Source organism: Micrococcus sp. iso_26 (genome assembly GCF_056172975.1).
This window is the reverse complement of record NZ_CM149652.1, coordinates 2,331,280-2,345,052: the sequence shown is the minus strand read 5'-3', so window position 1 is coordinate 2,345,052 and position 13,773 is coordinate 2,331,280. Positions and strand designations below refer to the sequence as shown.

Annotated in this window: 12 protein-coding genes; 10 read left to right on the top strand and 2 right to left on the bottom strand. The window is 72.3% G+C overall.

The genetic code is table 11. From position 1 onward, the window contains the following. Window positions 1-265: 265 nt before the first annotated feature. Window positions 266-2,023, top strand: coding sequence for an ABC transporter ATP-binding protein (locus AC0VX0_RS10915; protein WP_036384543.1), 1,758 nt, complete (start codon window positions 266-268; stop codon window positions 2,021-2,023). Continuing rightward, complete coding sequence (locus AC0VX0_RS10910) at window positions 2,020-4,125, top strand: ABC transporter ATP-binding protein (protein ID WP_020621743.1); 2,106 nt, start codon at window positions 2,020-2,022, stop codon at window positions 4,123-4,125. Before AC0VX0_RS10915 ends, AC0VX0_RS10910 begins: the two co-directional genes overlap by 4 nt. A 139-nt stretch (window positions 4,126-4,264) precedes the next feature. Here AC0VX0_RS10910 and AC0VX0_RS10905 read toward each other — a convergent pair. Next, window positions 4,265-5,159 (bottom strand): IS5 family transposase gene (locus AC0VX0_RS10905; protein WP_136940265.1). Its coding sequence is split into 2 segments (ribosomal slippage): window positions 4,265-4,801 and window positions 4,803-5,159, totalling 894 coding nucleotides; the frame shifts between segments, so codons are not numbered across the junction. 279 nt (window positions 5,160-5,438) lie between these two features. Here AC0VX0_RS10905 and AC0VX0_RS10900 point away from each other — a divergent pair. The 6 genes from AC0VX0_RS10900 to AC0VX0_RS10875 all read left to right on the top strand — a co-directional run bounded on the left by AC0VX0_RS10900 (window position 5,439) and on the right by AC0VX0_RS10875 (window position 10,790). Beyond that, window positions 5,439-5,609 (top strand): hypothetical protein, encoded by a 171-nt coding sequence (locus AC0VX0_RS10900; protein WP_020621742.1) that lies wholly within the window; start codon window positions 5,439-5,441, stop codon window positions 5,607-5,609. A gap of 49 nt (window positions 5,610-5,658) precedes the next feature. Further along, entirely contained in the window at window positions 5,659-6,369 is a 711-nt protein-coding gene (locus tag AC0VX0_RS10895; protein ID WP_020621741.1) for a hypothetical protein, read from the top strand. After that, on the top strand, window positions 6,366-7,421 hold the full coding sequence (locus AC0VX0_RS10890; RefSeq protein WP_100058898.1) for a hypothetical protein: 1,056 nt from the start codon (window positions 6,366-6,368) through the stop codon (window positions 7,419-7,421). The genes AC0VX0_RS10895 and AC0VX0_RS10890 overlap by 4 nt, the downstream gene beginning before the upstream one ends. Continuing rightward, window positions 7,418-8,104 carry an ABC transporter ATP-binding protein gene (locus tag AC0VX0_RS10885; protein ID WP_020621739.1) on the top strand — a complete coding sequence of 229 codons (687 nt, stop codon included), beginning with the start codon at window positions 7,418-7,420 and terminating at the stop codon, window positions 8,102-8,104. Before AC0VX0_RS10890 ends, AC0VX0_RS10885 begins: the two co-directional genes overlap by 4 nt. Window positions 8,105-8,120: 16 nt before the next feature. Next, window positions 8,121-9,215, top strand: a complete 1,095-nt coding sequence (locus tag AC0VX0_RS10880; protein WP_020621738.1) for a permease — start codon at window positions 8,121-8,123, stop codon at window positions 9,213-9,215. A 63-nt stretch (window positions 9,216-9,278) separates the two neighbouring features. Then, complete coding sequence (locus AC0VX0_RS10875; RefSeq protein ID WP_100058967.1) at window positions 9,279-10,790, top strand: SulP family inorganic anion transporter; 1,512 nt, start codon at window positions 9,279-9,281, stop codon at window positions 10,788-10,790. A 10-nt stretch (window positions 10,791-10,800) separates the two neighbouring features. Here AC0VX0_RS10875 and AC0VX0_RS10870 read toward each other — a convergent pair whose 3' ends face one another. Beyond that, on the bottom strand, window positions 10,801-11,214 hold the full coding sequence (locus AC0VX0_RS10870) for a VOC family protein (protein ID WP_100058966.1): 414 nt from the start codon (window positions 11,212-11,214) through the stop codon (window positions 10,801-10,803). 143 nt (window positions 11,215-11,357) lie between these two features. Between AC0VX0_RS10870 and AC0VX0_RS10865 the strand changes: the two genes are divergently transcribed. Together AC0VX0_RS10865 and AC0VX0_RS10860 are read left to right on the top strand one after the other, a co-directional pair. Beyond that, a complete protein-coding gene (locus AC0VX0_RS10865) occupies window positions 11,358-12,311 on the top strand; it encodes a CPBP family intramembrane glutamic endopeptidase (RefSeq protein WP_377636677.1) in 954 nt (317 codons plus the stop codon). Between the two features lies 1 nt (window position 12,312). After that, window positions 12,313-13,725: an MATE family efflux transporter gene (locus AC0VX0_RS10860; protein WP_135040410.1), complete on the top strand. Its 1,413-nt coding sequence runs from the start codon at window positions 12,313-12,315 to the stop codon at window positions 13,723-13,725. Window positions 13,726-13,773: the final 48 nt, after the last annotated feature.

Below are 13,773 nucleotides of genomic sequence, written 5' to 3'. Positions count from 1 at the left end.
CAGATGTTCGTGCTGTTCTGAGGGACCCTCAGCAGCGGAAACGTCTGGCTCACGCCCCCCGTCTGGCGTCGCTCAGTCCTCGTGCGGGTCCGCCAGCGGGTGGTTCGGCAGCCGGCTGTCCGGGGTGCGCCCGCGGCGTCCGACGACGACGGCTGCTGCCCGACCTCCTCGCCCGCGGCTGGGGCACAATGAACCCGGCCCACGTCGGCCCACCTCACTGCGGCCCCACGCGGCCGCGCGCCCATCCCGACTCCCTGGGAGCCCCATGCTCTGGACCCTGCTCCGCCGTCACGGCCGGCGCTATCGCGGCGCCGTCGCGGCCGTCGTCGTGCTGCAGCTGATCAGCACGCTGGCCATGCTGTACCTGCCCAGCCTCAACGCCCGCATCATCGACGAGGGCGTAGCCCGCGGTGACACCGCCCGCATCTGGGACATCGGCCTCGTGATGCTCGGCGTCGCGCTGGTGCAGGTGGTCGCCGCGATCGCCGCCGTGTGGTTCGGGGCGAAGGCCTCGATGGGCGTCGGCCGGGACCTGCGCCGCGCCGTCTACACCCGCGTGGACGCGTTCTCCGCGGAGGAGCTCGGCCGCTTCGGCGCCGCGACCCTCATCACGCGCGGCACCAACGACGTCAACCAGGTCCAGATGCTCACCCTCATGGCCCTGAACTTCATGGTGGCCGTGCCGATCATGGCGGTCGGCGGCATCATCATGGCCATCCGCGAGGACCCGGGCCTGTCCTGGCTCGTGTGGGTCTCCGTGCCGGTGCTGCTGGTGATCGTGGCGTGGATCGTCGCCCGTCTCATGCCGCTGTTCCAGCGGATGCAGGACAACATCGACGACGTCAACGGCGTGATGCGCGAGCAGATCCAGGGCATCCGCGTGGTCCGCGCGTTCGTGCGCGAGCGCCACGAGACACGCCGGTTCACGGACGCCAACGCCGCCCTGACGGAGACGTCCGTGCGGATCGGCCGGCTGTTCGTGCTGCTCGGCCCGGTCATCACGATGATCCTCCACCTCGCCACCGCCGCCGTCCTGTGGTTCGGCGGCGAGCGCGTGGACGCGGGGCTCGTGCAGGTCGGCGCGCTCACCGCGTTCATGCAGTACCTGCTGCAGATCCTCATGGCGGTGATGATGGGCACCTTCATGATGATGATGCTCCCGCGCGCCGTGATCTCCGCCCGCCGCATCGGCGAGGTCCTGGACACCGTCCCCACGCTCGCTGAGCCGGTCCGCCCGGTGACCCCCGCGCGTCGCGACGGCGCCGTGGAGCTGCGCCACGTCACCTTCCAGTACCCCGGCGCCGAGGCGCCGGTGCTCGACGACGTCAGCTTCGCCGTCGCCCCCGGCACCACGACGGCGATCATCGGCTCGACCGGCTCCGGCAAGTCCACGCTGATCAGCCTGCTGCCGCGGCTGTACGACGCGACGTCCGGCGAGGTGCTCGTGGACGGTGTGCCGGTGACCGACCTGGCCCGGGCCGAGCTGACCGAGGCCGTGGCCCTCGTGCCGCAGAAGCCGTACCTGTTCTCGGGCACCGTGCGGGAAAACATGCAGTTCGGGGCCCCGGACGCCTCGGACGAGCGCATCTGGGCGGCCCTCGAGACGGCCCAGGCCGCCGACTTCGTGCGCGCCCGCACCACCGGCAAGGCAGAGACGGCGGCCTCCGGTCTGGACTCGCGCCTCTCCCAGGGCGGCACGGACGTCTCCGGTGGCCAGCGCCAGCGCCTGTCCATCGCGCGTGCCCTCGTGGCCGAGCCGCGGATCCTCGTGTTCGACGACTCGTTCTCCGCGCTGGACGTCACCACCGACGCGCGGCTGCGGGCGGCGCTCGACCGCGCGGCGGCCGGGGTGACTCGGATCGTCGTCGCCCAGCGGGTGGCCACCATCACCGACGCCGACCAGATCATCGTGCTGGACGAGGGCCGCGTGGTCGGCCGCGGCACCCACGCCGAGCTGCTGGCGGACAACCAGACCTACCGGGAGATCGTGGACTCCCAGCTGACCGCGGAGGACGTGGCATGAGCGAGCACCTGACGGACGAGGAGATCCTCGAGATCCAGGAGCAGGGCGCCACCGACGACTGGGGCGGCGGGCCGGCCCGCAAGGCCAAGGCGTTCTGGCCGTCCGCGAAGCGGCTCATGAGCCTGTTCCGCACGGAGAAGCTGGGCCTGGTGGTGGTCGCGCTGATGGTGCTGGTCGCCGTCGTGCTCAACGTGTGGGCCCCGCACGTCCTGGGCCGGGCGATGGACGTGATCTTCGGCGGCGTGGTCTCCGCGCAGATGCCCGGCGGGCTGAGCCGCGAGCAGGTCATCGACGGGCTGCGCGCCCAGGGCGAGGACCAGGCCGCGGAGATGCTCTCCGGCATGGCGTTCACACCGGGCGAGGGGATCGACTTCACCGAGCTGGGCCGGCTGATCCTGATCGTGCTGGCCATGTACCTCGTGGCCCAGCTGTTCATGTGGCTGCAGGGCCGCGTGCTCAACGACCTCGTGATGCGCCTCGTGTTCCGCCTGCGCGAGGACATCGAGGCCAAGATCAACCGGCTGCCGCTGAGCCACTTCGACCGCGGGCAGCGTGGCGACCTGCTCTCCCGCACCACCAACGACGTGGACAACGTCCAGCAGGCCCTCCAGCAGGCGTTCGCCTCGCTCGTGTACTCGGCGCTGACCGTGATCGGCATCGTCGGCATGATGTTCTGGCTGTCCTGGCAGCTCGCGCTCATCGCCCTGATCGCCCTGCCGGTGGCCGGTGTGGTGGTGGGCGTGATCGGCAAGAAGTCCCAGGCGCTCTTCTCCGCGCAGTGGCGGGAGACGGGCCGGCTCAACGGGCACATCGAGGAGTCGTTCACGGGGCACGAGCTGGTGACCGTGTTCGGCCGTCAGCGGGACATGGCCGCGCGCTTCGACGAGCGCAACGAGGAGCTGTACGAGGCCGCGTTCACGGCGCAGTTCTACTCGGGGATGATCATGCCGATCATGCAGTGGGTGAACTGGCTGGGCTACGTGGGCATCGCGGTGGTCGGCGGCCTGCGCGTGGCCAACGGGCAGATGACCCTCGGCGCCGTGACCGCGTTCATCCAGTACTCGCGCGAGTTCAACCAGCCGCTTGGGCAGATCGCCGGCATGTCCAACATGCTGATCTCCGGCGTGGCGTCGGCCGAGCGCATCTTCGAGCTCCTCGACGAGCCGGAGGAGACCCCCGACGGCACCCCCGCCCGCACCCCCGACGGCACTTTCGTTTGGGAAACGGCGCCCTCCGAGAGCGCTTTCGTTCGGGAAACGGCGCCCTCCGCCATCCCCGGGCCCGACGGCGTCGCCCACCTCCCGCGCCCGCTGCGCGGTCGCGTGGAGTTCGAGCATGTGCGCTTCTCCTACACGCCGGAGAAGCCGCTCATCACGGACCTGAACTTCGTGGCGGAGCCGGGGCAGACGGTCGCGATCGTCGGGCCGACCGGTGCCGGCAAGACCACCCTGGTCAACCTGATCATGCGGTTCTACGAGGTGGACGGCGGGCGGATCCTGCTGGACGGCGTGGACACCCGCACGGTCAGCCGCGGCGAGCTGCGCGCCGCCACCGGCATGGTGCTCCAGGACGCCGTGCTCTTCGGCGGGACCATCCGGGAGAACATCCGCTACGGCCGACTCGACGCCACGGACGAGGAGGTCGTCGCGGCGGCGAAGGCCACCTACGTGGACCGTTTCGTGCACACCCTGCCCGACGGCTACGACACCGTGATCGAGCAGGACGCCGCCAACGTGTCCGCGGGCGAGCGGCAGCTCATCACCATCGCCCGTGCGTTCCTGGCCCAGCCCTCGCTCCTGATCCTGGACGAGGCCACCTCCTCCGTGGACACCCGCACCGAGGTGCTGGTCCAGGGCGCGATGGCGGCGCTGCGCTCGGACCGCACGAGCTTCGTGATCGCCCACCGCCTCTCCACCATCCGGGACGCGGACGTCATCCTCGTGATGGAGGACGGCGACATCGTGGAGCAGGGCTCGCACGATCAGCTGCTGGCCGCTCGCGGCGCGTACTTCCGGCTGTACAGGAGCCAGTTCCAGGGCGGGGAACAGGCGGAGGAGCAGGACGACGACGGCGCGCCCGCCGCGCGCGAGGACGCCCGCTGAGGCCGGGGCTGGATGGCGCCGGCGCCCAGCCACTGGCCGCTGGCGTCGCTGCGACACGGGACCACCCGATGACCTTCTCGATCCAGGTGCCGGTGAGTTTCACGAGCCCGCACCTCTCCGGAGCCGGAGGTGTACGGGGCTAGGGCATGTCTGACAATCGTTTTGACCATGCGAGCACAGCATTCAGGACCACAGCGGCCCTGTAGATGATCGCGTACTTGTCATACCGGGTCGCCAGACCCCGCCACTGCTTCAGGTGAGCGTACTGACGCTCGATGACGTTGCGGCCCTTGTAGGCGTCCGCGTCGAGGCTGACGGGGCGCCCGCCGCGGGCACCGCGCCGTCTGCGGTGGCCCTGCTGGTCGGCCGGTTCGGGGATGACCGCTTTGATCCCACGGGCACGTAGGTGAGTGCGGATCGCCCGGGAGGAGTACGCCTTATCGCCCAGCACCGCCGCAGGGCGGGTCCGGGGCCGCCCTACTGGCCGGGTCACGCGCAGCTGCTCCAGAAGAGGAAGCAGCATCGGGGAGTCCCCTGCCTGGCCGGGGGTGATCAGGCTGACCAGCGGCAGCCCGGTCCCGTCCACGAGCTGATGGATCTTCGTGCTCAGCCCGCCACGGGAGCGCCCGATGCCGTGATCGGCCGGCTCCTCACGCGGATTCTTGTAGTTCGACCCATCCCCCTGTGAGGCGGGTGATGTTCGTCGCGTGCTGATGCGCGCGGGCGATCGTGGAGTCCACCGAGACCGACCAATCGATCAGGCCTTCGGCGTCAGCGGCGGCGGTCAGCGTGGCCAGCACCGTGTCCCATGTGCCTTCTTCGGCCAAGCGCCGATGCCAGGTCCACACGGTCTGCCAGGGCCCGTAGACCTCGGGCAGATCCCTCCAAGCGATTCCGCACCTGTATCGGTAGATGATCGCCTCCACCATGGTGCGGGCGTCGGCGAACGGCCTGCCGGCGCGGCCGGTCCGGGTCGGGAGCATCGGGGCGATCAACTCCCATTGGGCGTCGGAGAGCATCTGGAACCGGGACATGTCCCCAGGGTCTCAGCTGACTCGTGCATCTATTCTCAGACACGCCCTAGGGCGCGCGGCGGTGACGGGAGTATCGAAACCCGATCGTCGGGCCACCCCTGCCGGTGTGGCCGCGCTCATTCGTCCCCTGAGATTGCGCATCCGTCACGCGCAGGACCCTCTTGACTCCCTGGTGGGGCACGTCTGTGGACCGACCGAGAATTCTCTGGACACAGGGCGAGCACCTTCATAGAGTGTGACGCAGATCACGACTGAGCGTGAACCATAAGGAGGAGCGACATGGGTATGAAGCAGCGGATTTCTAAGGTCGGTGCCGGCGTGGCCGTCGCTGGACCGTTGGCCGTCTCCGGTGCGGTGCCAGCGCAGGCGCTGACGGACTCCGGTCGGCAGGACTGCAGCGCAGGACTCCTCCTGTCGGGCACCTACGGCTACTGCTACTACCCGTACTGACTCGCCGGCACCGATGACTTCATTACGCATTCCTGCGACGGCCGCCCTGGTGGCGGCCGTCGCCCTGACCCTCACCGGCTGCGTCGGTCGGGAGTCTGCGGGCCTCGGCGGTTCATCCACGGTCGCCGCTCCCCCCACCGCGACGGCCGAGAAGACCTGGGACGCCTCGCAGTGGGTTCCCACCGAGAGGATCGAACCCCTCCTGACGACGGAGGCGGAGAAGGAGCGCGCCTACCGTGAGCAAGTCGCGCGGCACGCTCAGGGGGCGGGAATGCCCGCGCCGCCTCAGGTGGAGCGCTCCGGGTGGTACGCCACGTCCCTCGAGTCGGACCGCATGGTGTCCACATGCCTGGCCGAGGCCGGGTGGCCGAACTCGGTCGGTCCGACCGGGGGAATTCAGATCGACACCCCACCTGAGTCCCAGAGGTCTGCTTTCGAGGCGGCCTACGTGACCTGCTACGCACAGCACCCGGTGGATCCGAGCTACACCCAGGACTGGACCGATCCGCAGCTCCGCCTCGTCTATGACTACTGGGACCAATACCTCATCCCGTGTCTCGAGGCCTACGGCTACACGGTCGACACCTCCGCGCGCCCCTCCAAAGAGGCATTCGTCTCCGCGTTCTACACTCCAGGCCGCCACCAGTGGTGGCCCTTCGCGGACAGCATGAGGGGCGTGTCGGCAGAACGCCAGGCCGAGGTCGCGCAGACATGCCCGGAGCTTCCGCCGCAGGATGTCTTCTGGGGGTCATCCGGATGAATCGCCCCGCCCGCTGGGCCGCCCTCGTCCTTGCGCTCGTGGCCGTCGCCGCGCTCGCCTTCTGGGCCGGCCGGGTCACGCTCACCCCTCCGGTTCAGGCCGAGCAGCGTCCGGCCGCGAGCGCCCTCGTCACCGTCGCCGAGCAGGAGCTCGGCCGCGTCATCACCCTCGGCGTCTCCGTGTCGCGCGAGCAGACGCCGGCGGCGGTGAACGCGCTGACCGGCGTCGTCACCCGGGCCGGAGAGTCCGGCGAAGTGGCTGCCGGGGAGGTGCTGTACGCCGTCGCCCAGAAGCCCGTGCTCGTCCTCCAGGGCGAGCTTCCCCAGTGGCGCCCTCTCGGGGAGGGCACTTCCGGCGACGACGTCGCCGCGTTCCAGCGCATGCTCGCCGCCACCGGCGCGAAGGTGGAGGCCACCGGCACGTGGGACGAGGCCACCGCGGACGCCTGGGACGACTGGCTCACCGAACGCGGCTACCCCGCCGCGGACACCGTGGAGCTCGGCCAGCTCGTGGTCCTCGACGCCCTCCCCGCGCCCCTCAGCGTGGACGCGAAGACCACCGCCGTCGGCACCACCCTCGCCGGCGGCGAGAACGTGGTGGCCCGCCCCGGCGACCAACCGGACTTCGCCCTCGAGGTCAACCAGGAGCAGGCCGCCCTCATCCCGGCCGGCACCCAGGTCACCGTGCCCCACGGCGAACACGAATGGAAGGCCGTCGCCGGCGAGTCCACCTCCGACGAGCAGGGCCTGATCCGCATCACCCTCACCGCCCCGGACGGCGGCGTGGTCTGCGGCGAGGACTGCGACACCCTGCCCGCCGACGCCACCACCTCCCTGCTCTCCCAGGTCAGCGTGGTCCCGCCCGTCTCCGGGCCCGTGGTCCCCGTGTCCGCCCTGCGCACCCAGCCAGACGGCGCCGCGACGGTCACGGTGGTCCGGGACGGCGCCGCGGAGGACCGCACCGTCACCGTCCTCGGCTCCGCCGACGGCCTCGCCGTCGTGGACGGCGTGGACGCCGGCGAGCAGGTGCGCGTGCTGAACGGCACCCGATGACGGGGCCCGCCACCCCGGGCACGCCCGCCGCCCCCGTCGTCCCCGCCGCCCTCGCCGTCGAGGACCTGCGCTTCGCCTACACCCGCGCCGCCGAGGAGCTGTTCGACGGCCTCACCCACGCGTTCACGCCGGGCGCCGTCACCGCCCTCACCGGGCCCTCCGGGCGCGGCAAGTCCACCCTCCTGTACGTGCTCGGGCTCATGCTCACGCCCACCTCCGGAGTGGTGCGCCTCGGCGACGTCGACGCCTCCACCCGCCCGGACCGGGAGCGCTCCCGCCTGCGCGCCACCTCCGTGGGATTCGTGTTCCAGGACTCGGAGCTGGACCCGTCCCGCCCCATCCTGGACTCCGTGGTGGAGCCCGGCCTCTACGCCGGGTTGGAGCGCCAGACGCTCGAGGACCGGGCACGGGCGCTGCTCGAGCGCTTCGGCCTCGCCCACCGCGCCGACCACCGGCCCGGGCAGGTCTCCGGCGGGCAGGCGCAGCGGGTGGCCGTGTGCCGCGCCCTCGTGAACGCGCCCGTCGTCGTCCTCGCGGACGAGCCCACGGGCAACCTCGACCCGGACAACGCCGGCCTCGTCATGGACGCCCTCGCCGATGCCGCCGCCGAGGGGCGCACCGTGGTGGTCGCCACCCACGACCCCGCCGTCGTCGCCCGCGCCGACGAGGTGGTGCGGCTGTGAACCGGGAGGACCGCCCATGAACCTGCGCACCCTGCTGCGTGAAGCCGTCACCGCCGCACGCACCTCTCCCGTGCCCTCCGCCCTCGTGCTGCTCGTGGTGGCCGCCATGTGCTTCGCCGCCGTGGCCACCGTGGGCAGGCAGGCCGCCACCGAGGCGGCCGTCGCCGCAGAGCTCTCCGGCCCCGGCGCCCGCGTGCTCACCGTCACCGACACCGGCGGCACCGGTTTCCTCACCGGCGCCACCGCGGCCACCCTCGCCGGACTCGACACCGCCGAGGCCGCCCTCGCCCGGGACTCGCCCATGGACGCCGTGAACACCGGGATCGGCCGGGGCGGCGCCCGCGTGGCCGTGACGAACGTGGTCGGCACCCTGGACCGTGGCATCGAGCTGACCCGCGGCCGCCTGCCCGCCCCCGGCGAGGTGGTGGTCCCCGAGGCCAAGCTCGCCGAGCTCGGCCTCGCCCAGCCCTCCGGAGCGATCGAGGCCACGGACGGCCGACAGTGGGCCGTCGTCGGGGCGTTTCAGGCCCAGGACCCCTTCCAGGACCTCGACGGCTACGCCCTCACCGTCCCCGCCGCCCCGGACGCCCTCGTGATGCAGCAGGTCCGCGTCCTCGCCGCCGACACCGCCGGCACCCGCGCCATGCAGGAGGCCGCGCTCGCCGTGATCGACCCCGACCCGCGCGCCTCCTCCATCCAGACCGCCCGTGCCCTCTCCGCCGGCAACCAGGTGATCACCGGCGAGCTCGCCGGGCTCGGACGCTCCCTGCTGCTGCTGATCCTCGGAGCCGGCGCGTTCTTCGTGTCCATCGTGGTGCTCGCCGACGTCCTCATCCGCCGCCGCGACCTCGGCCGCCGCCGCACCCTCGGCATCGGCCGCGGAGACCTGATCCTGCTCGTGGCCGTGCGCACCGCCGTGCCTGCGCTGCTGGGCGCCGTGCTGGGCTCCGGAGCCGGGTACGCCGTCGTCGCCGGCCAGGGCGGGACGCTGGGGGTGGACTTCGTGGCGGCGGTGGCCGTGCTGGCCGCCCTCACCGCGCTGCTGGCCAGCCTCGCCCCGGCGGCGTTCGCCGCGTTCCGCGACCCCGTGCGGGTGATGCGGACGGCGTGAGGGGTGGCGGGCGGACCCGCTCACCGGCGGGCACCCCGCCCGCGCACCGCTACCCTCGGGAGCATGCCCGCCTTACCCGCCGCGCCCCCGCCTGCCCTCACGCCGCTCCAGCGGCAGTCGGTGCTGCGCACCCTGCGCAGCCCTCGGCTGCTGGGCACGGAGGTGCTGGCCGCCGTCGTGGTGGCGCTCGCGCTGATCCCGGAGGCCATCGCGTTCTCGATCATCGCGGGCGTGGATCCGCGCGTCGGGCTGTTCGCGTCCTTCACCATGGCGGTGACCACGGCGATCGTGGGCGGCCGGCCCGCCATGATCTCCGCGGCCACGGGGGCGGTGGCGCTCGTCGTCGCACCGCTGTCCCACGCGTACGGGGTGGGGCACCTGCTTGCCGCGATCATCCTCGGCGGCGTCATCCAGATCCTGCTCGGCGTGTTCGGTGTGGCCCGGCTCATGCGGTTCGTCCCGCGCTCGGTGATGGTGGGGTTCGTCAACGCGTTGGCCATCCTCGTGTTCACCTCGCAGCTGCCCGAGCTGATCGGCGTCCCGTGGCTCGTGTACCCGCTCACGGCGTTGGCCCTGGCGATCGTGGTGCTGTTGCCGCGGCTCACCACTGCGGTGCCTGCGACGCTCGTGGCCGTCGTCGTGGTCACCGCCCTGGTGATGGCCGCCGGCCTGGCCGTGCCGCGCGTGGGGGACCGGGGCGCGCTGCCGGATGCGCTGCCCGTGCTCGGCCTGCCGGACGTCCCGCTGACGTGGGAGACCCTCCGGTTGATCCTGCCGTTCAGCGTCGGCATCGCGTTCGTGGGGTTGCTCGAGTCCCTGCTCACCGCGAAGCTCGTGGACGACATCACCGACACCCGCTCGGACAAGACGCGCGAGTCCTGGGGGCAGGGTGTCGCGAACGTGGTCTCGGGGTTGTTCGGCGGCATGGGCGGCTGCGCCGTGGTGGGGCAGACCATGATGAACGTCAAGGCGAACGGCGCCCGCACCCGGATCTCCACGTTCCTCGCGGGCGTGTTCCTGCTGGTGCTCGTGGTGGCCTTCGGCGGCTTCGTGGCGCAGATCCCCATGGCCGCGCTCGTGGGCGTGATGATGTTCGTGGCCGCCGCGACCTTCGATTGGCATTCGGTGCGCCCCGCCACCCTGCGCGCGATGCCGCGCTCGGAGACCGTCGTCATGGTCGTGACCGTGGCGGCCACGGTGCTCACTCACAACCTCGCGATCGGCGTGGGTGTGGGTGTGCTCACTGCGCTGGTGCTCTTCGCCCAGCGCGTCTCGCGTCTGGTCACGGTGGCCCGCGAGGTCCACGACGACGGCGACGCCGTCACGTATCGCGTGCACGGCGCCCTGTTCTTCGCGTCCTCGAACGACCTCTACTCGCAGTTCGAGTACGCCCTCGATCCGCCGTGCGTCGTGATCGACATGAGCGCCGCGCACGTGTGGGACGCCTCCACTGTGGCCGCGCTCGACTCGGTGCTGACCAAGTACGCCCAGCACGGGATCCACGCCGAGGTGACGGGGCTGAACGAGGCCTCCACGGCGATGCACGCGCGCCTCACCGGGCGGCTCGGCACCTGAGCCGGCGGGCTCAGGCGGTGATGAACTCCCACTGGTGGCCGTCCGGGTCGACGATCTCGCGGGAGTGCATGCCGGAGTCGGCCATCTCCTCGCGCAGGTCCACGGGCAGGGGCACCTCGGCGGCGCCGAGCTCGACCGCCCGGTCCGCCAGGGCGTCCACCGCCGCGGCGTCGCCGACGCTCAGTGCCATGAGGGCGGAGTTGGTGGTGAGGCAGTCGGCGATCTCACGGTTGCCGATGAAGTCGGTGTAGTAGCCGGGGCTGAGGTACATCGCGTACGTCGACTCGGTGAGCTCGATGCACACCGAGTGCTCGTCCGAGTAGTCGTCCATCGCGGTGGCGCCCAGGGTCGTCCAGAACTCACGGATCCGCTCGGTGTCCGTCGTCGGGAGGTTGATGAACACCGGCTGGGAGAACAAGGCCATGGGGAGCACCGTAGACGAGGCGTTCGGGCCACCGCCACCGCGCGCGTGTCGCGGGCGCGCGGGCGTGGCGTGGGCCACGGAGCGGCTTCCGACGACGGCGCCCGCGGCCTGGCGCGTCCGCCCCCGTTGGTAGCGTGGCCGCCATGAGCGTTCCTCCCTCCGGCCCGCCGGCCGGTCCGCCCGCCGGCTGGCCGCCGTCGGGCCGGCCGTCCGACCGCCGCGCCGCCGTCGCCCCGAGCCCATACGGGCACCCCGGCGCCCCCGGTGGCATCCCCGCCGGCTGGCCCGGCCGCCGGCCCGCGGCCCGCCCTGCGCCGGACTGGACCCCGGGCCGGTTCCACTGGGGCGACGCCGTCGTGGTGCTCGTGTACGTGGCGCTCATGGTGCTCGGGCTGGGGCTGTGGCTGGCGGTGTCGCTCGGCCTGGTCCCCGGTGACCTCGAGGCGTTCGACCTGGTCCGCGACGGGTTCACGGTGAACATCGTCAGCTACACGATCCTCGTGGTGCTCGTGCTGGCCGTGGCCTGGCGACCCCTCGTGACGTCGCTGCGGGTGTTCCGCACGGGCACGTGGTGGAAGCTGTTGCTGCTGCCCGCCACGTGGCTGGCGTGCATCGTCGTGAACGTGATCGTGCTGAGCCTCATCGGGGAGGCGCAGACCAGCGCCAACCAGGCCGCGCTCGAGGAGATGACCACGCAGGCCCCGCCCGTGCTCATGATCCTCATGACCGTGGTGGCCGCCCCGCTCGTGGAGGAGTACCTGTTCCGCCACCTGCTGATCGGCAAGCTCTCCCGCTGGATCAACGTGTGGGTGTGCGCCGTGGTCTCCGTGCTCGCGTTCACACTCCTGCACTTCCTCGGCACCGGCGGCGACTTCCGGCTCGTGGAGACCGTCCCGTACCTGACCCTCGCGGTGGCGATCACGGTGTCCTACATCCTGATGGGCCGCTCGTTCGGGTACGCGGTGCTGCTGCACATGGTGAACAACGGCATCGCCATCGCGATGCTCTACCTCGTGGCCCCCCTGCTGCCGGACACGCTGCCCGGCCCCACTGCCCCGACCACGGCGCTGGCCCCGCTGCTGGCCCTGCTGGGCTGAGATGGCAGGACCCTCCGGCTCGACGGCGGCGCCCGCCCCGCAGGACGCGCGCGCCCTCACGCGGCGCATCCTCGCGCTCGCGGTCCCCGCGTTCGGCGCGCTCATCGCGGAGCCGCTGTTCCTGCTGGCCGACACCGCGATCATCGGGCACCTGGGCACGGCCCAGCTGGCCGGCGTCGGGATCGGCACCACCATCCTGCACACGCTCACCGGCCTCATGATCTTCCTGGCCTACGCCACCACCCCGGCGGTGGCCCGGCTGATCGGGGCGGGGAACCCGGCCGCCGCGATGGACCGCGGCCGCGACGGCATCTGGCTGGGCCTGCTGCTCGGCGCGGTGCTGGCCGTCCTCGGCTGGCTCGCGGCCCCCGCGCTGACGGCGGCCCTCGGCGCGACGGGCGAGGTGCAGGCCCACGCCGTCGCCTACCTGCGCTGGTCCATGCCGGGGCTGCCGGCCCTGCTGGCTGTGCTCGCGGCCACCGGGGTGCTCCGCGGCCTCCAGGACACCGTGACGCCGCTCGTGGTGGCGGGTGTGGGCTTCGGCGCGAACATCGGGCTGAACGTGGCCCTGGTGTACGGGCTGGGCTGGGGCGTGGCCGGCTCGGCCGTCGGCACGTCCGTGGTGCAGTGGGCGATGCTCGTGACGTACCTGTTCGTGCTGGCCCCGCGCTTCCGCCGCTCGGGCACGGCGTGGGCGCCCCGCGCGTCGGGCATGCGGGCCACGGCCCAGGTGGGCTCGTGGCTGCTGCTGCGCACCGCGAGCCTGCGGGCGGCCATCCTCCTCACCGTCATGGCCGCTGCCGGCGCGGGCGACCTCACCCTCGCCGCGCACCAGCTCGTCTTCACGCTGTTCTCCACGCTGGCGTTCGCCCTCGACGCCCTCGCGATCGCCGCACAGGCCCTGATCGGCGCCGAGCTCGGGGCCGCCCGGCCGGATGCGGCCCGTCGCCTCACCCGGACGATGGTGCGCTGGGGGCTGGGCTTCGGCGTCGTGACCGGGGCCGTGCTGGCCCTGGCGGCACCGGTGCTGCCGGGGCTGTTCACCACGGACCCCACCGTGCAGGCCGCCGCCACCGTGGGTCTGTGGGTGCTGGCCGCCGGGCAGCCGGTGGCCGGGTACGTGTTCGTGCTGGACGGCGTGCTGATCGGCGCCGGCGATGCCCGCTACCTCGCCCTCGCCGGCCTCGTGAACCTCGTGGTCTACGCGCCGGCGCTCTGGGTGCTCGCGCAGCTCGCCACGGGCGGGTTCGGCTGGACCGCGGCCTGGCCCGGACCGAACGCCGCCGTGCCCGACGCCGGTGTGCAGCTGGGCCTGCTCTGGCTCGGCTTCGCGGGGGTCTACATGGGGATGCGGGCGCTCACCCTCGGCTGGCGGGCCCGGCGCGACGAATGGATGCGGCTCGGCGTCGGGTGAGCGCGTCCGGGCGGTGACGCGCGGGCCGGACCGCGGCCGCACGGCTCC